Source organism: Coprococcus sp. RTP21428st1_C9_RTP21428_210409 (assembly GCF_040227395.1).
GTDB classification, from domain to species: Bacteria; Bacillota; Clostridia; order Lachnospirales; family Lachnospiraceae; genus Coprococcus; species Coprococcus aceti.
Genome location: NZ_JBEHVV010000031.1, coordinates 1 through 23,329 on the forward strand (window position 1 = coordinate 1; position 23,329 = coordinate 23,329).

Annotated in this window: 16 protein-coding genes and 2 pseudogenes; 2 read left to right on the forward strand and 16 right to left on the reverse strand. The window is 46.7% G+C overall.

Going from position 1 to position 23,329, the window contains the following annotated elements; translation table 11 throughout:
- Nucleotides 1-422: pseudogene (locus ABUA34_RS07710) on the forward strand (asparaginase); the annotation flags it as partial.
- Between the two features lie 111 nt (nucleotides 423-533).
- On the opposite strand, the gene ABUA34_RS07715 reads toward ABUA34_RS07710, so the two are convergent.
- The 8 genes from ABUA34_RS07715 to ABUA34_RS07750 form a co-directional block, all read right to left on the reverse strand.
- Entirely contained in the window at nucleotides 534-935 is a 402-nt protein-coding gene (locus ABUA34_RS07715; RefSeq protein WP_015533691.1) for a Fur family transcriptional regulator, read from the reverse strand.
- Nucleotides 936-1,093: 158 nt separating this feature from the next.
- A complete protein-coding gene (locus ABUA34_RS07720; RefSeq protein ID WP_349823111.1) occupies nucleotides 1,094-3,583 on the reverse strand; it encodes an alpha-galactosidase in 2,490 nt (829 codons plus the stop codon).
- An 11-nt stretch (nucleotides 3,584-3,594) separates the two neighbouring features.
- A complete protein-coding gene (locus tag ABUA34_RS07725) occupies nucleotides 3,595-5,046 on the reverse strand; it encodes a glycoside-pentoside-hexuronide (GPH):cation symporter (protein ID WP_349823112.1) in 1,452 nt (483 codons plus the stop codon).
- 19 nt (nucleotides 5,047-5,065) lie between these two features.
- On the reverse strand, nucleotides 5,066-6,079 hold the full coding sequence (locus tag ABUA34_RS07730) for an alpha/beta fold hydrolase (protein WP_015533688.1): 1,014 nt from the start codon (nucleotides 6,077-6,079) through the stop codon (nucleotides 5,066-5,068).
- Nucleotides 6,080-6,096: 17 nt separating this feature from the next.
- Entirely contained in the window at nucleotides 6,097-7,581 is a 1,485-nt protein-coding gene (locus ABUA34_RS07735; RefSeq protein WP_161172080.1) for a DUF6937 domain-containing protein, read from the reverse strand.
- Nucleotides 7,582-7,683: 102 nt separating this feature from the next.
- Nucleotides 7,684-8,265: a TetR/AcrR family transcriptional regulator gene (locus ABUA34_RS07740; protein ID WP_070097486.1), complete on the reverse strand. Its 582-nt coding sequence runs from the start codon at nucleotides 8,263-8,265 to the stop codon at nucleotides 7,684-7,686.
- 386 nt (nucleotides 8,266-8,651) lie between these two features.
- Nucleotides 8,652-10,778 (reverse strand): HelD family protein, encoded by a 2,127-nt coding sequence (locus ABUA34_RS07745; RefSeq protein ID WP_161172081.1) that lies wholly within the window; start codon nucleotides 10,776-10,778, stop codon nucleotides 8,652-8,654.
- A 15-nt stretch (nucleotides 10,779-10,793) separates the two neighbouring features.
- A complete protein-coding gene (locus ABUA34_RS07750; protein WP_349823113.1) occupies nucleotides 10,794-13,079 on the reverse strand; it encodes a S8 family serine peptidase in 2,286 nt (761 codons plus the stop codon).
- Between the two features lie 170 nt (nucleotides 13,080-13,249).
- Between ABUA34_RS07750 and ABUA34_RS07755 the strand changes: the two genes are divergently transcribed.
- Nucleotides 13,250-14,104 carry a hypothetical protein gene (locus tag ABUA34_RS07755; protein ID WP_118649756.1) on the forward strand — a complete coding sequence of 285 codons (855 nt, stop codon included), beginning with the start codon at nucleotides 13,250-13,252 and terminating at the stop codon, nucleotides 14,102-14,104.
- A gap of 210 nt (nucleotides 14,105-14,314) precedes the next feature.
- On the opposite strand, the gene ABUA34_RS07760 is transcribed toward ABUA34_RS07755, so the two are convergent.
- The 8 genes and pseudogenes from ABUA34_RS07760 to ABUA34_RS07795 all read right to left on the reverse strand — a co-directional run bounded on the left by ABUA34_RS07760 (nucleotide 14,315) and on the right by ABUA34_RS07795 (nucleotide 23,254).
- The gene (locus ABUA34_RS07760) at nucleotides 14,315-16,234 is read right to left on the reverse strand and encodes an FtsX-like permease family protein (RefSeq protein WP_349823114.1); all 1,920 of its coding nucleotides are present in this window, start codon (nucleotides 16,232-16,234) and stop codon (nucleotides 14,315-14,317) included.
- Nucleotides 16,235-16,237: 3 nt separating this feature from the next.
- Entirely contained in the window at nucleotides 16,238-16,672 is a 435-nt protein-coding gene (locus ABUA34_RS07765; RefSeq protein WP_349823115.1) for a hypothetical protein, read from the reverse strand.
- Nucleotides 16,673-16,715: 43 nt separating this feature from the next.
- On the reverse strand, nucleotides 16,716-17,426 hold the full coding sequence (locus ABUA34_RS07770; protein WP_238051902.1) for an ABC transporter ATP-binding protein: 711 nt from the start codon (nucleotides 17,424-17,426) through the stop codon (nucleotides 16,716-16,718).
- 282 nt (nucleotides 17,427-17,708) lie between these two features.
- Nucleotides 17,709-18,272 (reverse strand): histidine phosphatase family protein, encoded by a 564-nt coding sequence (locus ABUA34_RS07775; RefSeq protein WP_349823118.1) that lies wholly within the window; start codon nucleotides 18,270-18,272, stop codon nucleotides 17,709-17,711.
- A 201-nt stretch (nucleotides 18,273-18,473) separates the two neighbouring features.
- A pseudogene (locus tag ABUA34_RS07780) lies at nucleotides 18,474-19,268 on the reverse strand (patatin-like phospholipase family protein); the annotation flags it as partial.
- 539 nt (nucleotides 19,269-19,807) lie between these two features.
- Nucleotides 19,808-20,686, reverse strand: a complete 879-nt coding sequence (locus ABUA34_RS07785; protein ID WP_015533681.1) for a DMT family transporter — start codon at nucleotides 20,684-20,686, stop codon at nucleotides 19,808-19,810.
- Between the two features lie 52 nt (nucleotides 20,687-20,738).
- Nucleotides 20,739-21,833 carry a GDSL-type esterase/lipase family protein gene (locus ABUA34_RS07790; RefSeq protein ID WP_015533680.1) on the reverse strand — a complete coding sequence of 365 codons (1,095 nt, stop codon included), beginning with the start codon at nucleotides 21,831-21,833 and terminating at the stop codon, nucleotides 20,739-20,741.
- Nucleotides 21,834-21,844: 11 nt separating this feature from the next.
- Nucleotides 21,845-23,254: an MBOAT family O-acyltransferase gene (locus ABUA34_RS07795; RefSeq protein WP_349093319.1), complete on the reverse strand. Its 1,410-nt coding sequence runs from the start codon at nucleotides 23,252-23,254 to the stop codon at nucleotides 21,845-21,847.
- Nucleotides 23,255-23,329 lie beyond the last annotated feature (75 nt).

A 23,329-nucleotide genomic window follows, 5' to 3' on the forward strand; every position in this document is an offset into this window, starting at 1 on the left:
ATCCTGATCTCGACAGTGCATTTGCAGACGACGATACGGATACTTCCATCCACGCAGAACCGATAATTACAGATGCGCTGGATGACGATACGGATGATGAGCAGGAGGAAAATGACAGCAGCTTTGAGATAGACCTTTTCGGAGACGGCAATCTGGTGGATGCCGCCCCTGAGCGCACACCAGAGGAGGAAAGAGAGTTTCGCAACAAGAAGTCCATCCTCGGAATGACAGTTGTAAAGCCTTCGGCCAACAAGACATTTATCAGCAATCCACGCGTGGATCCTATAAGTGTAAACTCACATACAGTTGAGGCGCAGCCGGACACACCTGAATCTGACCAGAAAGGCAATTCCGCGATTCCTGAATTTATAAAGAAGGAAATAAAATCTGCAAATATCATTTCACAGAAAAAGAGAGACTGACAGAGCAGATAAGATACAGGCTCTTGGCATTGCCTGCACATACAAAAAGGCCGGTACACATACACCGCATACAATATGCGTTTATGTGTACCGGTCTTTTGCATTTCCCCATCACAGACTTTTCAGGCTGTCCTTACAGGATGGACATATCCCGATGAATTCCAGGTTGTGTGACAGTATGACGAAATCGCTGTCCGCCTCCACGCCCATCTGTGTGATGGAATCCTGATATGGAAGCTCACTGTCAAATATCCTATCACATACCTTGCAGCGTATGTGATAGTGATTCTCGGTATTGCCATCAAAATGCTCCATCTTGTCCCCTGAATACACATTCATGACAATTCCCTCATCAACCGCATCAGAGAGCACCCTGTACACAGTTGATTTGCCTATCTTATATCCTCTCTTTTCCAGTTCATCTATCAGACTCTGGACTGTAGGATGAGTCTTGAGCTCCTTTATAACAGAATATATGACCTGCTTCTGCCATGTGTTACGCTTCTCACTCATTGTATAGTCCTCCTTCTGGTATTTATAATTTTCTATTAGGAACAGTTCTCTATAAGAGTAAGATAACACATTCCATATATTATTTCCACTATTTTTATAATGTAAGTTTTTCCTGTGATTCAATTCCATGTATGAGCATTTGCATGTGATCATATATATCACTGTCTGGTGAAGGTATATAACCTCAGTCCATGCTCTGTCCAGAGAGCGGTCTGGTCGTTGTAGCCAGTTCCCGCAAAGTTCGGAGCAAGGTTCACCCCAACGCGGTTAAACACTGCACCGGACGCCTTTACATATTCCTTCTCGCCCTGAAGCTTTACCACCTTGTCTATCGCACTCTGGGTCAGGGAATCAGGTTTCACATGCACCGGCGTAACAGTGTTGATGAGATCTCCCATGAGCTTTACGCTGTACTGCAGGCTTCTGCCCTCCATGACATAAACTGCATTCTCGTCAAGTCCCTTAGTCCGCATATGCTTGTAAGTGTAATTCGGTATCACCTGCCCCTCATAATAACAGGACACCGCCTCGGAGCCATCCTGGGAAACCACCATGAACTGGTATACATTTCTCCTGAGATCTGACACCGAACCATTCTCAATCCTGTGATATTCTCCGAACTGAAGTGTGTGCCTGTGTTTCTTGTAGAACTCCACCTGATCCTTTATGGCATCAAGATCTTTCTTCTTCATGTCACACAGGTTGCACTCATAGCCCAGCACGCCAAATGCCGCCACTCCGAATCTCGTCTCAAGAGGAGTAACTCTGAGTGTCTGGTGATTCGGACAGCCCGACACGTGACTGCTGACTACCGACATAGGGTAGCCATAGCTGTAACCCGTCTGTATCTCAAGCCTCTCCTTGGCATCCGTGTCATCACTTGCCCATATCTGCGGCATATAGCACAGTATGCCGAGATCAAATCTGTTGCCACCGGCAGCACATCCCTCAAACAGAATCTCAGGGAAACGCTTAGTAATCCTTCCCATGATATCGTAGAGTCCCAGCACATACCTGTGTCCAAATTCGCCCTGCCTGTCAGACGGCAGCGTCTGGCTGTACCTGTCAGACATGATCCTGTTCATATCCCACTTCACGTACGAGATATTCGCAGATGAGAACACATTTGCCATGGCTTCCACTATATGATCTCTCACGTCCTTGTTGGTGAGATCCAGCAGCATCTGATGACGCCCCTCGGCATGACTCTGTCCCGGCACTCTGACTGCCCACTCCGGATGAGTCCTGTAGAGATCACTGTCCTCGTTCACCATCTCCGGCTCGACCCATATACCAAAGTCAAGTCCAAGTGCATTTATCTTGTCAGCAAGCTGCTTTACTCCACCCGGAAGCTTGCTCCGGTTCTCCTGCCAGTCTCCAAGTGAGGATGTGTCATTGTCTCTGTGTCCGAACCAGCCGTCATCCATGACGAACAGCTCTATGCCGCACTTCTTTGCCTCTTTTGCAAGCTTCAGCAGCTTCTTCTCATTTATATCAAAGTATGCGGCCTCCCAGCTATTCAGCAGAACAGGCCTCTCCCGGTCCGCCCAGTGGCCTCTGACTATATGTCTTCTGACAAATGCATGCATATGACTGCTGACACCGCCAAATCCTGAATCTGAATATGTCATGACCGCCTCCGGCGACTGGAATGACTGTCCCGGCTCAAGCGCAAATGAAAATCCTTCCGGATTGATGCCGCTGAGTATACGCATACGTCCATATGAATTCTGTTCACAGCTCTCCATATGGTCTCCTGAATATATGAGATTGAAGCCGTAACACTCACCGTGTTCCTCTGAACTGCCGTGCTCAACCACCATGAAGAACGGATTGGCCCTGCTGCCCGAAGTTCCGGTCGACGATGAAACAGACACTCTTCCCTGCCTTACAGGGTGCACCGATCTGTGCATTTCCCTCGCCCAGGCTCCTCCGAAATGTATCATGTCATATTCCTGATACATTCTCATATCAAACTGCATGGACATAAGTCTGTCCACCCGCTCCACGTCATCACTTTCATTTGTCAGGCGGGCACTTCTGGTTATCACGTCGCAGTCATCCCATGTGACATATATTAGCTCAAGCTTCTGTCTGTAGAATTTGTCCCGGAGGGTTATTGTGAGCTGTGTTACCTCGCCCGCTGTATTCTGTCGCTCATATGCTTGTATGCTCTGCAATCCACCAGCCACACCGCTTCCCACTTCTGTGCCTTGCTGCTCATTTACTGTGTTGAATCTGCCATCTGTCCCCCTATGATATTCCACCGCACACGGAAGTCCTTCAAGCTCATCCCTGCCGTTTTTTATCTCGTATGATTCGTACACAAAGTCGCAGGTCGTACTGCCATTTGCATGGGTCATACAGACAAATGGTTCGCTGACATCCCCCTTGCCGGTTGACGACAGTTCCTGTAGCAGACTTTCTAAGGTAAGTCCACCATCCAGCGCTATGGCATTGCCGGTCTCGAACAGGCTGCGGTCGTGTGCCACATCCCAAAGTCCCACAATATTCTGATCTCCGCAGTCCAGACTCCTGCCACCGTAGTACAGGTGCTCAAGGTGTCCATCCGGGCGCACGCACATGGCATACTGCGTCGACTTTGTCTCCAGTATGAATACCTGATGTTCTTCTATATATCTGATCATAGCGGTTCCTCCTATCTAAGTTTCGTCATGATCTCCTGCATCCTCTCCTCGGTCAGCTTGTATTTCCTGATGAAGAATACAAGTCCTATGATGAGAAGGACTATCGGAACGACTGTCATCATCATGGAAAGTCCCATGAGAGTTCCTGTGCTCTGCTCTATGACTTCCGATGTTCCATCTGCCGGCTGGATAAGTCCGACCCATTTGATCGCAAGTCCGGCAAAGAACACTGCAACTCCCGATGCAAGCTTTACTACAAATGTCTGCATGGAGCATATGACACTCTCATCTCTCTGCCCATTCTTGTACTCTCCGTAGTCTATGCTGTCGGCAAGACACACAGTTATCAGCACATTTAGAAGTCCGCTTCCCGCAAATACCAGAAGTCCCGGGATGAACAGAACGTACCAACAATGCACTCCGCCCACCGTCATACGGGTAACACCGGCAAGGCTGCAGGCAAGCAGCATCACATATCCGACGATTTCATATACCACCGAATGTACAAACAGCTTTCTCTTGGACATCTTCTTTCTAAAGAGCGGGAACAGCATCATAGCAAGTATCTGCGCACCGCCGCCAAATGCGGAGAACAGCGCATATCCGCTCTCACTTCCTATGTCATATGTGAAGAAATATATGAGCAGGTTGCTTGTTATATAGAGTGCAGAGTTTACGAGCACGATGGTTATGACCACCGCCAGAGCCTGGTCATTTGTCACCAGCGAATGGAACATCTCACCTATGCCATGGGACTCCACTACTGTGTCACCCTTCTCCTTTACATTTGCCACGCAAATGGCCTCCGAGATGACGAACACCACTGCAACCAGAAGAGCCCACCACTTGAAGCCGATGCGGTAATCCGTGATCTTCAGCTTGTCCGCCGCCAGGGCTGCGCCGCTGATGGCCGGAACTACTATCATAGTAAGTACAGTAGGGATGGCAGAACCCACGCCCGCGCAGGATCTTGCAAGTGCAGACAGATTCTCCCTCTCCTTGCCCGGCTCAGTGATGGCCGGGATCATGGACCAGTACGGAATGTCCATCAGCGTGTATGTGATTCCCCACAGGAAATATGTCACTGTCAGGAACACCTTCATACCACCAGCTCCCATGCTTTCCGGCACGGCGAACATAGCATAGAGAACCACCGCGTTCAGCACAGTTCCCGAGAATATCCACGGTCTGAACCTTCCCCATCTGCTTCTGGTCTTTGCCACCACGATACCCATGATAGGATCGTTAAATGCATCAAACACTCTCGCCGCCATCAGCACTGTTCCTATGAACACTGAGCTGACGCCAAGCACAGAATTATAGTAGTACAGTATATAGCTGGCTACCAGCATATACACCATGTCTTTTCCCACGGCCCCTACTCCGTAGGCTATCTTTGTCTTTTTCTGAAGGCCGCCCGTAGGTGCGCCATTCTGTGTATTATCCTGTGAATTTTCTCCCATATACAACCTCCTTAAAGGCCTAACCTTTTATATCTGCAAGCCTTGTCTCAAGCCACTTGTCAATATCGTCAAATACCTTATCCCTGCACAGCTCATTCAGTATCTCGTGTCTGCAGTCCTCATACAGATAGCATGCCACATTGTGCGAAACTCTCTTGTGGTATAACTCGTAGAGCTTCAGAACATCCCTGCCGTAATGTCCAACAGGATCCCTGTCACCGGACACAAACAGAACCGGCACATTCTTCGGTATTTTCGCTATGTTCCTATCCTCCTGTATATAGTGGAGTGTATTGAACAGCGTCTCGTAGCCCTTCAGGGTAAATGAGAACTGGCACAGCGGATCATCCACATATGCATCCACGCGCTTCGGGTCACGGCTCACCCAGTCTTTATTCGTCCTCTTTCTCACCTCACCGTCCACGATAGTGGTCTTCGGGATACCCCTGTTGTATGTTCCAAATGCCAACACTTCCATGAGGGTACTTCTGTATCTCTCGCCGTGCTGACTCTTCTCAAGCTCCAACACAAGTCTTCCGATCTGCAGCATATACTCAGGCATGCTTCCAGTTCCCATGCAGATAAAGCCGTCCACACTTGAGCCCTCCGTGTAAGGTGACGGATATTTTGGATCCCAGCCGTAGTCACTCATGTATCGTCTCGCCATAAATGAACCCATAGAGTGTCCCATCAGGAAGAACGGTACTCCTTTGTATGCCTTCTTCAGACTTCTAGTGACTCTATGAAGATCCGCGACTATTGCCTTGCTCGCATCGTAGGCATTCATATATCCAAGTTCATCCATATTTGCCGCCGTAAGCCCATGTCCCAGATGATCATTTCCTGCAACTACGAAGCCTTTCGCAGCAAGATATCTCGCAAATTCGTCGTACCTGTCTATCAGCTCTATCATTCCATGGGATATCTGAAGTATCGCCCGCACCTCGCCCTGTGGCTCCCACACGATAACGTGCAGCTTGTCCTTGCCATTTGATGATGGTATAAATGTCTCTTTCTTCTTTACCTTATACATAATGTAACCCTCCATTCTCAGTTCTTCATATCCATCGCCAGTTTTACGACCTCATACGCTCCGTCGTATATTCCATCCAGTTTGTTCCGCTTTATGTTCTCACACATATCTGTGAGTATGCTGTCATCCTGCATGAACAGCTTCATCATCTGTAGAGTGTGCGGTATATCACGGCACTCCAGTGTTCCATCTCCGATCTCCGCCGAGTGTATCGCCCCCCACTGCTCATGCCCGCCAACTCTCTTGATGAACAGCTTTGGAACTGGATAAAAGGCCAGCTCAGACGGCTTCGTTATGAGTACATCACAGCTTCTCATGAGAAGGTTGGTGCAGTACACAGCCTCATATATATTCTCATGGCAAAATGCGTGTATTCCGTACACCTCTTCCTTAAGAGCCTTATCCGCAAATGCTGTGGTGTCGCTCCAGTCATCGAAATGTGTAGTGACAAGGCTCTCCATGGCGGGTATCTCTCTCACCAGCTCTTCCCACACATTCATGTAGTCGCCCACATTTACATACAGGACCATGTTGCCCTTCTTCACGCTGGCAAGCGCCGTCCTGATGATAGCTGCAAATATATCCTTCTGTGCTCCGGCACCTCCTATGGTGAGAAGGAAACGCATCGGTGCCTTTTTCTTTCTTCTCTCTATTCTCCTGTCGCAGTCCTCCTCTATGGCTGCCACCAGCTCATGGTCTATATAGTGTCCAACGTATCTGATTGAATCGCCGGGCATAGGCTTAAGCACCTCGTCGCCCTGCATGCCGTTCAGTGTCCTGTATCCTAGATATGACGATCTGGTCTGCACCGTATGAAGGCTTCCCTCCGCAAGGTGGAGCGCCATAGGCCAGTTGTCCGGAATGGCGTTCACCACATGCTTCATTCCTGCGTGGACTGCTGCCTGAGCCGGCCACACATGTGTAGCCACAAGTGGGATATCCTTTGGAACATTCCTAAACACCGGTGTCATGAGCTCCGCATTCATCTGATCTGAGGCATTGTATGACAGCTTCCTGAAGCCCTCATAATTCATAGGCTCCCACACCGCCTTGTTGAAAGCCTTACTCTTTCCAGAGATCCTGGATCCCAGGGAATAGAGCTTGTTCTGCGCCTCTATGACCTTTCCTCCAGTGGTCTCACTGTAGGAATTGAGATCCATCCAGTACGGCTTGTATCCCAGATGATTGGCCGCTGATGCTATCGCCATGGATATCCTGTAGTGTCCGAATCCCATCCTGATATTGCCAACTATGATTCCTTTGTCCCTGTCAAACGCCTCACGTTCACCGGCATCCGCATCATCACTGACTCCGCCGTCGATCACAATATTTGAAACCCCAAGTGAATCCCCAATATACGGATTCTTCACAACTGCAAGAGGATAATCCACGTCACTGTCATCACCGAATCTTTTTACAAATCTCTCTTTGGAGTTCTCCGCCTTTTTGACGACCTGACCGCTCATCCTGTTGCCAAATATAACCTCAGATCTCTTGCCCATAGCACACCCTCCTGTCTTTTATATATACCACCCATCTCACCCCGGTGAATTGAACCGGTCGCGGGGCCCTATTCCAGATAATCCCTTCATTCATAGCCGTTTCTACTCCTTACAGGATATACCATTCATAAGCACATCCAGTGTATACTGCACCGCCTCGTCAAATGTAAGTCCTGCATCTATCAGGACTGTAGTCTCCATATATTTCTCAAGCGTGGCCTCGAACATCGTCTTGATGACCGGAATCGGAATATTCCTTATAACACCCTCGGCAATTCCGCGCTTCAGAAGCTCTATGGTATTATCCCACTGCTGCTCCATCATTACTCTCACCCGGGCAAATATCCGTGGATATGAATTCTCCAACTGGTATATCTGCCTCCAGTCCAGCTCGCTGTAGCTGTCCGGCATGGCTATGAGTATCGCCTTTATCTTCTCCACAGTGGTCAGGCGGTCGTCATCCATGACCGCCTGCTCACTTCTCTTGATCTGCTCGTATATATATGTCGCCGTGTCAAAGAACAATGATTCCTTGTCCCTGACGACCTGATATATGGTTTTCTTGCTCACTCCAAGTCGCCTTGCCATATCGTCCATGGTGAATTTGAACCCTTTCTCCCGGAACTCCTCTATGGTCGCCTCATATATCCTCAATTTAAGCTGCTGCTGTGCTTCTCCGTCCATAACTCCCTCCTGTCCATCCGTGTCTGTCAGCTTCCTGTACATACTTCCCGCTCAGGAAACTCAGAAACTATTTTTAGTTTCCCCGTTTCCTTAATAATAACATTTCTTTGTAGATATTGCAACAATAAAAATGCGTTATCTCTATTTATGTATAATTTTTGCACAATCAACACAAATCTCAATTATTAGCTGGCGAATAATTTACAGAGTTCTGACACTCACAATTACATTTCTGCTCAGGCGTACCATCTGCCATATAGCAACAATAAAAAATACGGCATCTCCCAAAGCGGAAATGCCGTATAGTACATCATATATGTTCAGTTGGAATCGCGATTTTCCCGAAAAATATTTCTAGATATAATATTTCTGTCTTTGTATCACTCCTATGGCTGCTCCACATCAAGCACATACAGCTCATGGAGTGCTCTCGTACAGGCTATATAGTGCGCATGTCTTGTGACCATGCTTCCGTCGTAGGTTCCGTCCGTCATGACGTACACTGCATCGAACTCCATTCCCTTTGCAAGGAACTTTGGAAGTACGACCACACCGCCCGCATAGACAACCGACTGATTGGTGATGAGCGTCACCTCGGTGTACTCCGAAAGCTGCTTGTACACTTCGTAGGCATCAGCCTCGTCATTTGTCAGGATAGCTATGTTGTCGTAGGCGTCCATGTCTCCGTAGCTCAGCTTGTCATTTATGAACTCCACAGCTTCATCCAGTGACTCACACTGTATCTCCTCAGGCACCCTGCCGTGTCTCTCCACAGTGTTGCCGCCTACGCCCTCTCCGCCAAGTATGCCGTTGCAGAACTCGGTGATCTCCGCCGTGGATCTGTACGACGCGAACAGCTCCTTGAGCTCATAGCCGCCCTGTCCGTTCCTCTTTGCAAATATCTTCGTCAGAACATCCACAACAGTCTCCTCAGGATCATAGAAGAGCACCTGATACCTGTCGCCGAGGATAGTCTTCTTGCAGCCAAACACCCTGTCTATCACCGCATACTGGAATATATTGTAATCCTGCATCTCATCTATGACGAGGTGCTTGATATTGTTGTAGGAATGACATCCGTAGAAATACACCTGCAAGTAAAGTATAGGAAGGATATCCTCATAGCATATCTTTCCATATTCATTTCTGTACTCCGATATACCCGGATATTTCTTCTCCATCTCCGCCAGGAATCCAACATACAACTCAACCAGATTCCTCTCTGCAAATAAATTTACCATCTGCTTCTGTATCTGCCTTGCCAGATTACGCTTCTTCTCGTCCGGGAACTCCTTTGGTGAATTATCCTCCACCCTGTCTACTATGAAGTATGCTATGTTCTCGAATCTCTCATACACAGGTTTTCTTGCAAATCTTCCATTGAACATGGCAGCTATATCCTCGCCTGTATACTCCACCTTCTGATAGTGGAAATTTCTGAACTTTATACCTGACACATACCTGTCCAGATACTCATTGAAACTGTCGTAGAAAGAGATGGACGACTTGACCTTGATATTTCTCATCCTCTGGTTGTCCTGATCGCCGCTGTCTATAATGAACTCCGACTGATCCAGCTTGCTCTCATATTCCTCCTCTATGAAAAGAAGCTCCTCAAGCAGACTGTCAAATTCCTTCTCAGGCACACTGTTCTCCTCGAGCTCCGGGAGAACCTCTGATATATAATCACCAAATATACTGTTTGGAGACAGTATCATGACATTGTCACTCTCAAGTGTCTTGTAATTGTACAACAGCCACGCCAGTCTATGCATGGCTATGACCGTCTTGCCGCTTCCGGCGCGGCCGTCCACTATAAGGTTATACGCCGTGCGGTTTCTTATGATCGCATCCTGCTCCTTCTGTATGGTAGCCACCACATTTTTCATCTTCACACCACTGTTGCCGCCAAGGGCCTCCAGCAATATGGCGTCGTTGATGTTGGAGTCAGTATCCACCGCGTCTTTAAGTCTGCCATTTGACACCAGAAACTGTTTCTTCTCCACTATGTCTCCAGAAAACTCGTCATCTTCCATGTCATCCACATGGACATTGTAGGATGCCGGTCCCTTTTCATAAGCATAATACATAGAGGATACAGGTGCTCTCCAGTCGTACACAAGCTGCTGCCCATTCATATCTGACTGATAACCGCTCATACCCACATATACCGTGAGATACTCTTCGTCATCTTTATATTTGAATACAAATTTGCCAAAGTACGGCACCTTCTTCTGGTGCTCATACACCTCCAGGCGCTTCGCAGCTCTTCTGAGGAACGCCTCATCATTGTTCACCGACTGCATGTTCTGCAGGAACTCCTCGTCGTCCATGTCTCCATGGCTGTCACGCATGTACTTCTTCTGTTCCTTTATATTGTCCTTTCCAAGCTCCATGGAACCCTCAGTTATACTGATGCTGTAGTCGAGCTCCATCTCCACATTGTCAAAATAATCCTCTTCATCCTCCATCGTGGAGATCTTGTATCCTTCCAAATCCTTATTTTCTGCCATCTTATCTGCCTTTCACTATTTTACCTTTATGCGCTGTACACTGCTCCAGCCGCCATGAATGGTCTTGCCGCCAACTCTTCTGTAGGTTCTCATCCTCACATAATAATATTTTCCTGAGAACAGAGAGCTTATCCTGCGTCTGAGTTTTGTGGACTTATTTATCGTTGCCACCTTATATCTGTCAAATTTCGACGATGTACTGTACTGGATCTGATACCCGCTGACATACCTGACCTTGTTCCATGTTACATCCATCGTCTTTCTGGAATTTGATCTGACCGTTTTCGCCTTGCATCCCGGCATCCTGTACAACCTGACCCCCGCAGTATCATACGAGCTTGCAGAAGTACCCTTGAACGCCTTGACCGTGTATGTATAGTTTCTGTAATTAGTCACATTCTTATCGACAAATGTGAGCGTTCCCGCTGCCAGCACCTTGTACTGCTTCCATCCGTTCTGCCCCGGTGCCTTGCGGTATATTTTGTATCCACTCGCGCCCTTTACTTTGTTCCAGGATACCTTCACGCCGGAATATGCATTCTTCACGTTGTACTTCGGCTGGGTAAGTCTGACCAGTGCCTTTGTAGCCGCCGGCTGTCCCTCGGCCGTGCCGTTCACGCCCCTCACCGCATATCTGTATCTGATTCCAGCCGCCGCAGTCTTGTCAGTGTATGTTCTGACTCCTAAACCTTTTATCTCAGCTATACATTTGTATGCGCTTGTCGCAGTTTTCCTGTATATCTTATACCCACTTGCATTATCTGCCGAAGTCCACGACAGTCTCAGTCCATCCTTCGCATTTCCAAGACTTTCCACCGCACAGGTTCCGACCTTTGTCTCCGGATGTTTTCCGCCAAATGTATTAGCAAAATAATCCGCCATGTATGGACAACCGTAACCGTAGTATTTATCCTTTCCCGCTGTTCCCAGATCCACGGAATATGAGATAAGTCTATTCTTCAACTGGTCACTGTCAAGCTCTGGCTCCGCCAGCTTCACGTAGGCCGCCGCCGCTGATATATGCGGAGCCGCCATGGATGTTCCTGAAGTGGAAAACCCATGATTTGTTCCGGTCTTCCACGCCGATGTTATTTTCGTTCCGGGAGCGGAAAAATCTACAGCATTTCCATAGTAAGAATAGCTATCGTCAAATTTCACCGCATCCGTCGATATCCTGTCTGCTGTCTCCTCCGTTCCAGCCTTCTGCATAAGCCCCGACACTGTTATCACATCGCTGCTGTCCGCAGGATATGACACACCTTCCACGTCGCTGATCTCCCAGTTGTTCACAGTGCTGTTCGTATTGCCTGCTGCCACACACATGATGACGCCATCTTCTTTTGCACTTTTTAACAATTCGTCAAGCATCGACCTGGTGTTGTCACTTGCATTTTTACCATAGAAGCAGAAGCTCATATTGATCACGTCCGCACCGCTGTCAAGCGCAGCCATGATTCCCTGCTGTACCGTTGACACTGTGGTTGCTCCCCGGCTTGTGAAACATTTGATGATCGTGAGCTGGACATTGTCCGGTGTCGCATCCGCTATTATGCCCGCCACATGACTTCCATGTCCCATGTTGTCTCCGTAGTCGCTCCGGTCTTCGCCCTCGCAGCAGTTCATACTTCCTTCCTCATTTATCCTGCCTTCAAACAGAGTATCCGAGGAATTAACTCCGGTATCTATGACCGCCACATTTACCTTAGCATCCAGCTTGTACTCTGACACCTCCGCCTTGAGCCTGTCCATTCCCATGTACCTTGTGCCCCAGCTTACAGCCTTATATGTCTCCGATGCGGCAAGCATGGCATCAACGTTCCGCTGTGCAGCATACGAATTTGAATCCAAATCCGCCAACACATCTTCTGAATATATGACCTGATCAAGCATACATTTGTCAGGCTCATACTCTTCCTGAAGCTTTTCGTATGCCTGTTTCGTCGCTTCCTCGGTATCGTAGCCAAGCACATAGTAATCGTATTTGTCATAACAGATGACTGTTGTCGCGCCATAGGTCTCCGGCACTTCATCTGTATACAATATGATCCTGCGAAGACTGTATATGTCGGCTGACTCACTGCTGTACATTGCCGCTGCGTCGACATCCGCTCCTCTATCCATCACATCGGCCGAGTTTACCACATCAGCTTCGTCCATGGAATCTCTAAGCTCTGACACACTGGTTACGTATTCTACATTTTCATAATCCTGCGCGTACACCTTGGTATATGTGCCAGGCGCTGCCAGCCCACCTGCCAGCACCACACAGGCAATCAGGTACGACCACCTTTTCCTTCTCACCTATATTCCTCCTGTATATAAAAACAGCTCTTTAAACCACATAGTTATCTTTTAGTATAACATAAATGTGCCGCAGATGGTGAGTAATATCTGTAACCCAAAGCCTCCACAGCACATACTTTATATCAGAGGTATATAAACCTCTGACAACACAATACGGAGGTAAAGTAATGGCAACATTCACTAATCAGGCAACTCTGTCATACAACGGAGGATCCACCAATTCCAATATCATAACTGGAGAAATAATTGAAGTCCTCACAGTCTCCAAGACGGCTGTGGTGGACACCTACCGAACACCGGATAAGATCACGTATGTGATAAGTCTCATCAATTCCGGAACTACCACACTCACAGGTCTGTCTCTCACAGATAATCTGGGAGCATATGCAGTGGGAAATACAACAGTATATCCTCTCACATATATTCCGGATTCCATCAGATACTACACCAATGGAACTCTGGTAGCCGCTCCGGCTGTCGGTGCTGCAGCTCCGCTGACACTCACTGGAATCTCCGTTCCAGCGGGCGGAAATGCTACTATTATATATGAGACAACAACAAATGAATTTACACCTAGAGGCAATGAGGATTCCGTGACCAACACTGTTACAGTAACCGGCGCAGGACTTACCAACGCAGTCACTGCAACTGAGTCGGTTTCCCCTGTTGCAGCTCCCGATCTCGCCATCACAAAGTCTGTGAGTCCTAGCATAGTTGCAGAGAATGGTCAGATCACTTACACCTTCCTTATAGAGAACTACGGCAACACCGAGGCATCCGCAAGTGACAACGTCATCATCACAGATACCTTCAATCCGATCCTCACCGGAATCACTGTGACATACAATGGAAATGCATGGACAGCGCCAGCCAGCTACACCTACAATGAAGCAACAGGCGAGTTCGCAACAGTTGCCGGACAGATCACTGTTCCAGCAGCAACATTCACGCAGAATACAGCCACGGGAGTCATCACCACAACACCGGGAACGGCAACCGTGACCGTCACAGGAACCATCTAGCTGGCATGAGCCTGTCCGGGTCGGCAACCTGACAGCTTTGGGAACATTTCCCACAAAATAGCAAAAAAAAGAAAATTTTGTGCTCAAACTCCCGGATTCCCACTGAAAAGATACACGACTTCTAATCCATGTATCCTTTCCAGGGATTCGGGGGATTTACAGCACAAAATTTTCTCTTTTTTTCATAATACCTGAACACAGCTTGACACATCACTCCACATTCTTGAGCGCCTCGTCCATAGGAATCTTCTTTATCCTCTTCATCTGCAACAGTGAGATCACCAGATAGCAGATAAAGCTGAGCACGAACATGAGTGGGAATATCCATGGTGCCATGTATATCGGCATCCATCCGCTTAGCATATCTATCAGCATTGCCCTGTATATCACCTTGATCGACAGGTAACTGAGCAGTATATCGAGCAGCGTCACCACCGCAACCATGACAGTTGTGGATGACAGATACAGCTTACTGATCTCCTTTGTGTCATATCCCAGTATCTTAACCATGGATATGGACACCGTGTTCTTCTCCACTATTAGTTTTGTGAGCAGATATACGAGAAGCATGAACATAACAAGTGAAAATACAACCACTATGTAGAACATACCTCCCATGGACTTGGTGAGCTGTCTGGACACCTTTATCATGTCATCCTTTGTGATCTCTGACACTACATGATCCTCTATATCGGTCAGCTTGTCATTCGAGAAATAGCCGGTAAAGTAATCCTCGTCCTTGTCAAATATTTTTCTGAAATCACCCTCTGTCACGAACACCGCAAGGGCTGCCGGATACACCACAGAACCCGTCACCTTGAGCTCATATGTGTCATCAGTATAGCTCTCCTTGAGCTCAAGTTTGTCGCCATCAACTATCTCATATTTGTCTGCGTAGCTGTCAGATACCAGCACATCTCCGTCGTCCAGCTTAACCGGGAAATATTTACTGTCCGAGTGTATTCCATACACCATGATCTCATCATCTATATCTCCGGTCGTCCTTAGCGTCTTCATACAGTAGGTTTCCGCATTATTATTTGCCGTCTCCACCTGTGAATCCAGAACATACTGATGGTCAGCTACCATATTATCCAATATGTCATTCTGATAGTGCTTCAGCATAGGATTCAACATAAGTCCGAACATCAGAAGAACCTGTGCGAAGTAAATTCCAAGAAGCATGACCACATATCCTGGAATGTTCTGAAGTATGACACGGGTCTTGAACCTTGTCATGAACTTCCAGTGAGGCAGCTTCACCGCCTTCTTTCTCTTTGATCTGCTGAGATCATGTCTCAGGAACCTCAGTGGTGAGAGCTTCAGTTTGCTGTTTACCACTAACAGGTTCACAACGATCATGATTATAAGAGGTATGACTGTGGTAAGCACAAATGCATCGGCATTCCAATACGTCACATACTTAGTGAGGGAATAGCTTCCATAGTAAAGCTGCGCACCCATATCCTTAAACACCGAATAGCCCAGCACGTTTCCCACCACTGATGCCATAAATGTAACTATGACAGGAAGTGATATGTAGTGAATAAGCAGCTCGCCCTTCGTATATCCTGAAGCCCTCAATGTTCCAATAACCGACGCTTCCTTTGTCAGAGTGTTGCTGATGGTTACCGCAAATATAAATGCAAGTATAACTATGACGATGTATTCAAACCATTTCATCATATTTGTATCACTGCCAATATCATCCCCTGCAAAGTTGATCGCCTGGTTCTGATACCTTGGAATGTAGTTCTCCACCATAATGCCGTTCATGACCGCCTGTGTATACACAATCTCAAGAAGGTCATCCGCCAGCTTTTTCTCATCGTTCTCCTCATCCGGCATTCCATCATCGTACATCCATGAATACGACCAGGTCTTATTTTTCTCCGGAAGATCATCAAATTCCTCATTTGACACAACCGCAATTCCGAATATCGTGGCATCAAACATGGTGTCATTGTTGTTCTGGAACATGGTACTGTAGTCGGAGAGTGCCACAAATCCGCACACGCTGTATACCTTGTCACCCGCTTTTATATCATCACCGATCTCTATATCGTTGTTCACCGCATACATTCTGTCAATGGCGATCTCATCAGTTCCTGCAGGAAATTCACCATCCATCAGTCACATTTTATTTACATCGTGTCTTGGTGCGAATATCCTCAGTGTCCTTCCCCCATCATCTGCAGCATCATTTACAGAATTCACCGTATCATCTTTTGTCTCTGAATTGCCTTCCACATTACCACTATTGCCATCAGAGTCTGATCCGATCTTACTCATAGGCAGTTCATAATACGACATATCATAGAGCTTCACGCCCTCATCCTCTATATTGCCCTTCATATTGTCAGACGCCTCATCCGACAGATCAAAATGTCCATCCTCCACGTTGTATTTGTCAAATGTATTGTCGTAGGTTTTCTTCATGCTCTCACCTGCAACCATGAAGCCCGACACCATTCCCGTCGTGATGACCATGAACAGGAATATGACTATATATTTTCCAAGCTCTTCCTTCAGTTCTTTTGGAATTCTTCTCCACAATGGATTTCTCATAACAGATCCCCTTTCCTATTGAACATCTACCCTGTCTGCCCAATTACCAGTCAAGCTCTACAGCGGATATCTTGTTCTCATTTACAATGTTGCGTCTTATCATGCCGTCCCTGAGCTTCACAGTCCGGTCCGCCATATTCTTGATGGCATCATTGTGGGTGACCATGATTATTGTGTTGCCATACTTCTGGTTCACATCCTCTATGAGCTTAAGTATCTCCTTGGAAGTGTTGTAGTCAAGGGCACCTGTCGGCTCATCACAGAGAAGTATATCAGGATTCTTCACGATTGCCCTTCCAATCGAGGTCCTCTGCTGCTGTCCACCCGACAGCTGATTTGGGAGCTTATGTCTGTGCTCATAAAGCCCCAGAGTCTTTAACAGATCATCAACATCAAAAGGATTATCACTAAGGTATGCTCCAACCTCCACATTCTCCTTTACATTGAGATTAGGTATGAGATTATACATCTGGAATACATAACCGAGATGCTTTCTCCTGTATCTGGTCAGTGTCTTCTCATCCATATCCCCTGTCTTCTCTCCATCTATGGAGATATAACCGGAATCCGGGCTGTCGATCCCACCTATGATATTGAGCAGAGTTGACTTGCCAGACCCCGATGGGCCAAGCAGCACACAGAACTCTCCCTTTGCGACCTCAAAATCAATTCCTCTAAGTACCTCAGTTCGGTTATCCCCTGAACCAAAGCTTTTCTTTATCCCACTTATCTTCAAAAAACTGTTGTCTCCCATGATTCTCTCCTTTTCCACATTTTATATTCTCCATAAACGCATCGCATAGCTCTCATGCCGTACGTTAATATTTAAACACATGATTATATGTTCATATATTTATTAACACATATGTAGGCTCTGTGTCAACTATATTAGTGATAAATAATATCAAGTATTCTTTTATACACATTTACAGGAGCATTTGGGGATATCCCAGAAAAAAAGAGAAAACCACATTCACATCATATTGATCTGCCTGCTGTTTTCTCTTTTTTACATCTGATTCCACACATGTGGCGATCAGAATCTATATTCTCTTATCTCACAGTTCTTTATGCCAAATGCTGCGAATTCCTCATTTGTCATATCATTGAAATACGACTGTACTATTCTTGATATTCCATTGTGGGCAACCAGAAGATATGTCTTCCCGGAATCTTCCGACTCAGCCTTAAGCTCATCTAACAGATTGTACACCCTCTGACACAGATGAACCATGGTCTCTCCGCCCTCATAGTGATCCAGAAAATGCGTCTTCGCCTTGGCGAATATAGCGCCGTTTCTGGCTGTTCCCTCGTATTTGCCAAAACACTGCTCACGGAGTCTCTCCTCGGCTCTCATAGGAATTCCTGTTATCTCGGATATATGTCTTGCCGTCTCCGAAGCCCTGACCAGAGGCGAATACAGGATCTCATCTATGTGATAATCTCCATTCTTTATCATCTCACCAAGCTGCTCCGCCTGCTGATGTCCAAGCTCTGTGAGTTCAATATCCGAGGCTCCACATATCTTGTTTTCCACATTCCACACGGTCTGCCCATGGCGGGTGAAGAACAGTCTTGGGCCAAACTTCTCAACAAGCACCGCCTTTGCATCGTCATATCCCTGTGTTATCCTCTTCTCAACACCTTCAGGCGAAAAGTCAAGCATGCCATCTATGGCACCACCAAGAGGAATAGACGGATATATATGTATCATCTCTGCATCATCGTATCTGTCGGTCTTCCTCTCATCGAGATGCACCACGACAAATTTTCTGTAGCCCTCATCATAGAGAGGCTGTATTGGCACATTATCTCCCCCAAGGAAGAAGCCTCCATCATAATACTTTGTCTTGTCTATCGTCTCCATAGGGAATATGACCGGTATGGCTGAAGAAGCAAGAAGTATACGTTCTATCTCCTCCGGTTCCATGCCTGACAGCTGGAATCTCTCAGGAGTAGGCTTGCCCTCCACATTGAGACATGTAGCATAACAGCTCATGTCACTGTTCGACACACCATCAAGTACTGGTGAATTCTCCAGTATGTCCATAAGTCCTTCTCTGGAGAAGAAGCCATCCTTTATCCTCATGCCTTTTGCCACAGCATCCAGTCCTATGCACTCTATTGCACTCTGTATGACTGGATTGTCTATGGTCGTGAGCTTCTCCTTGATGGACTCAAACCATTTGTTCCTGTTGTCCTCGTCTATATCCTTGTTGGACAGTATCCTGTCGTTGGTTATGTCGTACCACATCTGTGTAGCCTTATCCAGATCACCACACGCATACAGTGCCGCGTTCAGCGCACCGACCGAGCTTCCTGACACCGCCTTTATATCAATCACATCTCTGTACTCCTCAAGAGCCTTCCACACTCCGATCTCATAGGAGCCACGGCCACCACCGCCACCGAGCACCAGACCGTATCCTTCCTTAACCGGCACATCCGGCTGCCCGTCCTGACCGCCCAGTTCCGTGTAATGCATCTGCTTCTTCTGCGATATAGTCTCCTCTATCGCCTTATGAAGCTCCCCGGCCTTTTCCTTTATCTCCTCTGTTCTCTCCTGAAGCTCCTGTATAACCTTTTCTTTATCCATATATTAATCCCCCTTACTATTCCATAATAAAGCTGCTCTATCCAATATTGTCATCTGATATATCCACCAATTATGATCATATGTGTGTTTCATTTTAACATGTCAGCAACTATACCCACAACCTTATACTCACTATATTCAGAAGCTTTACCATTTATAGAACATTTATTTACGCTTTATATATTATTTCTTTTATGAACATATTTCTTTAACATCCGATACACAGAATGTACACAGTACCATCTTATTATATATACAGATTGATGAGGACAGCAGATGTGCGACATGCCCAGGCAGCACCAGCGTATCTGCCGTCACTCAAACTAACAACAATCCAATTTAGATAGATGGGAGGCCGGATACCTCACAAGTCCGGTCACAACACCTAAAACCTTCCTTTATAACTTTATAAAAAAGACGGATATCAGACAATGAAACTTTTACCCATTTTCCATTTCTGACATCCGTCTTTTTGTATATATCAATTATTCTACAAGTATTTGTACAAGGCACTGCCACTCTCAGCCCTGCCGATCATGCTAAGTGCGATCCTGTCTCATGGTGTACCACCATTTGAAAACTGCACTTCCTATGATTATCACATATCCTATAATGCTCAGCATGTCAGGGATCTGATCCAGGAATACAAATCCCAATATAGCCGCAAATATGACCTGACTGTAGTCAAATACCGATATCTCCCTGGCTGGAGCCTTCTGGTATGCTGCGGTTATACTGAACTGTCCACCAGCCGCCGCAAGTCCGGCACAGAGCAGGCACACAATCTGCTGCCATGTCATAGGTGCGTGGTCCAATATGATAAATGGAAGCGTCACCAGACATGAGAATACAGAGAAACACATGACTATGACCGGTCCGCGCTCCCCCTGTTTTCCAAGCTTTCTCACATAGGTGTAGGCTATTCCTGCCCCAAGGCCGCCTGCCACACCAACCATGGCATACAGAAAATCCATATGAAACGAAGGCTTCACAACGAACAATGCACCAGCGAAAGCCAGCACAACAGATGCCCACTCTACTCGGTTTGCCCGTTCCTTCAACACAAAGTATGATGCGATGATAGCAAAGAACGGGGAAAGCTTGTTGAGGATATTGGCATCCGCTATGTTGAGCTTGTCGATTGCATAAAAATTGCAGATAAGTCCTGTCGTTCCACATATGCTTCTCGCCGCGATTCCCGGCCAGCTGCTCTTCTTTATCTTGAATTTCTCCTCAGTCCTCATGAGCATGGCAATGGCCACAACAGCGGCCACTGCATTTCTAAAGAATGCCTTCTGCATAGTTGGCAGATCTCCAGACAGTCTCACGAAGAAGGTCATCAGTGAGAAAAAGAACCCTGCCATGATTATGAACAGGATTCCCTTATATTTATCTTTTATTACCAGTCTTTTTGCCATTTGATCAACTCCCGATAATGATAAAATGCCGCCAGGTCCCGCAGCACTTTATCTATTTGAAAGCATCATCCTTGAGCCCATGCTCATACAGATACTGCTCCCACAGACTGTAATACTGCGCCTGCAAATGTATGTCATCCCAGGTATAGTCCTTTACAAGACCACCCTTGCCATCGTCCACAACCGTATTCATATCCAGATAGAAAAGCTTTATTCCATCAGCATATGCAGCTATGGCACCATTCTTGTCATCGATATTGTCATTGTTCACAATATCGTGGCTTGCCGAATAGTCGCTGGATACATGCATGCAGCCCATCATAAAGATCACTGCGTCCGGCTGAAGCGCCTGTATCTGGGCCACCGCATCGATATATGTGGATGCGTATGTCTCCGTATTGTAACCCGCCTCATTTATGCCGAGCATGATGTATATCTTTTTGAATTGTTTGCTCTTAAGCAGCTCTGTGAGTGTCTTTGTTCCATTTGAGGCGATCTTCTCACCCATCAGTCCAAATGAAGTAAGGCCCTCCATATATGCAAATTCTGCATTGTCCAGTCCGGAATACAACGCCAGTCCTTCCACTCTGGAATCACCTATGAACAGAGCATCGTCAAAATAAGACTTGTCAACCTTTATATATGGGTACTGGGTCTCAAGAGCGATCTGTGTGAGATCTCTGTAGCAGCTATTTCTTGCCTTTCTCTTCTTAACCTTCTTGTATTGAGTCTGTCTTGTCACCGGAGCAGCCGAACCGCCTGTATCTATGGTTGCTTTTTCCGTAGTTGCCTTTTCGGTGGTCGCTTTCTCTGTAGATTTCTCTGTTGTCTTCTCCGTGGATGCATTCTCAGAAGTCTGCTTCTCCGTGGATTTCACCTCCGTTGTCTGCTCCTCTGCAGCCGCACTGCCCGTGGACTCCGACGTCAGCTCGCTCTTTCCCGGAGCATCCGTGCTTGTTGCGTCAGTTCCGGTTGCCACCCTCTCATCAAGCAGCACAGTCTGGGCCATAGGATGATGAAAGCTGACATCCCATTTATACACGCCAAGCGCAGCTCCCACATAACCGCCTGCGGTAACTATCACGCCGGATATTATGAGTATCGAGAACAGTGGACAGCCTTTTATCATTTGCCATAATTTCTTCATCTGCCCACCTCCTAAAATCTAAAATAAAGGAATGGATTGGAGCCACCCTTTGCTATCTGATATACACAGAACCAGAACAGTGCGAGCATTATAAGCTTGCATACCCAGTTCTTGTAGAATTTCTCTATGAGCTTTCTAGGCCACGGTGTACAGAAGATCACGCAGATCAGCAGCAGCCACCAGTATGTGTGTCCCAGCATGATCAGCTTGTCCATGGCATGTGTGGTGACTGATCCCTCTATGTTCATGCCAAACATTCTCTTCAGGTACAGTCCCAGAAGCTTCAGATCAGATATGTTAAATATTGTCCATGATATCGGTATCAGGAAGAACATGTACACATGGCCAAGAACCTTCACCTTGTCAAATACCTTGCCAAGGAACAGCTTCTCCATGAGAAGGAACACGAACAGGAACAAGCCCCATATCAGGAAATTCCAGTCCGCACCATGCCACAATCCGGTAAACATCCACACAGTGAACATGGCAAGTATCATTCTGAGCTTTCCCTTTCGGTTGCCGCCCATCGGTATGTACACATACTCTCTGAACCAGCGTCCGAGTGTAACATGCCAGCGTCTCCAGAAATCTGTGAGGGAATGTGCCATATAAGGATCGACAAAGTTCTCCGGTATCCTGAAGCCAAGTATAAGGCCAATTCCTATTGCCATCACGGAATAACCCATGAAATCAAACAGGAGCTGGAATGAATATCCCCATGAACCAAGCCATGCGGTCACAGTGTTTATTCCATAAGGGCCAACCGTCTGCACATCGTTCCACAGACTGGCTATCTTATTTGCCAGAAGCACCTTGTACGCAAGTCCCAATACGAACAGTGTCGCACCGCGCTCTATATCGTCCGCCTTGACCTCTCTGTGATCCAGCTCAGGCTTCACCTCATCGTAGTTGACTATAGGGCCGGCTATGAGCTGAGGGAACATGCTCACATATGTTCCGAACTTGATTATACTCTTGTCCGCCTGATACTTGAGCCTGTACACGTCAAATATATACGATGTTATCTGGAACGTATAGAAGCTTATTCCAAGCGGCAGCGTGATCGCCACGCTATCAAATATCTTTGTTCCCGCTGCAGTGTTTATTATCTCTATAAAGAAGTTGATATATTTGAATATGAACAACATTCCAAAATCAAACACCATAGCCACCGCCAGCCAGCAGTTTCTCTCAAATGAACAGTCGATCTCCGAATATACTTCTATATCATAAAAACGCTTGATTCGTCTTGCCACCGAATAGTTAAATATAATAGAAAACATCATCAAGAACACGTATATGGGTTCGCCATACGCGTAGAACACAAGGCTGCCTAAAAGCAGTACAACATTCCTGTACTTCGGCTTTGTCACAAAATAGATAAGCAAAAATAAAGGCAGGAATCTAAATAAGAACTCCATGCTCGAAAAAACCATAATATACTCCTTAAATAAATACTCAGTCCAGTGTGAGTATAAATACTTTTACCACTTATG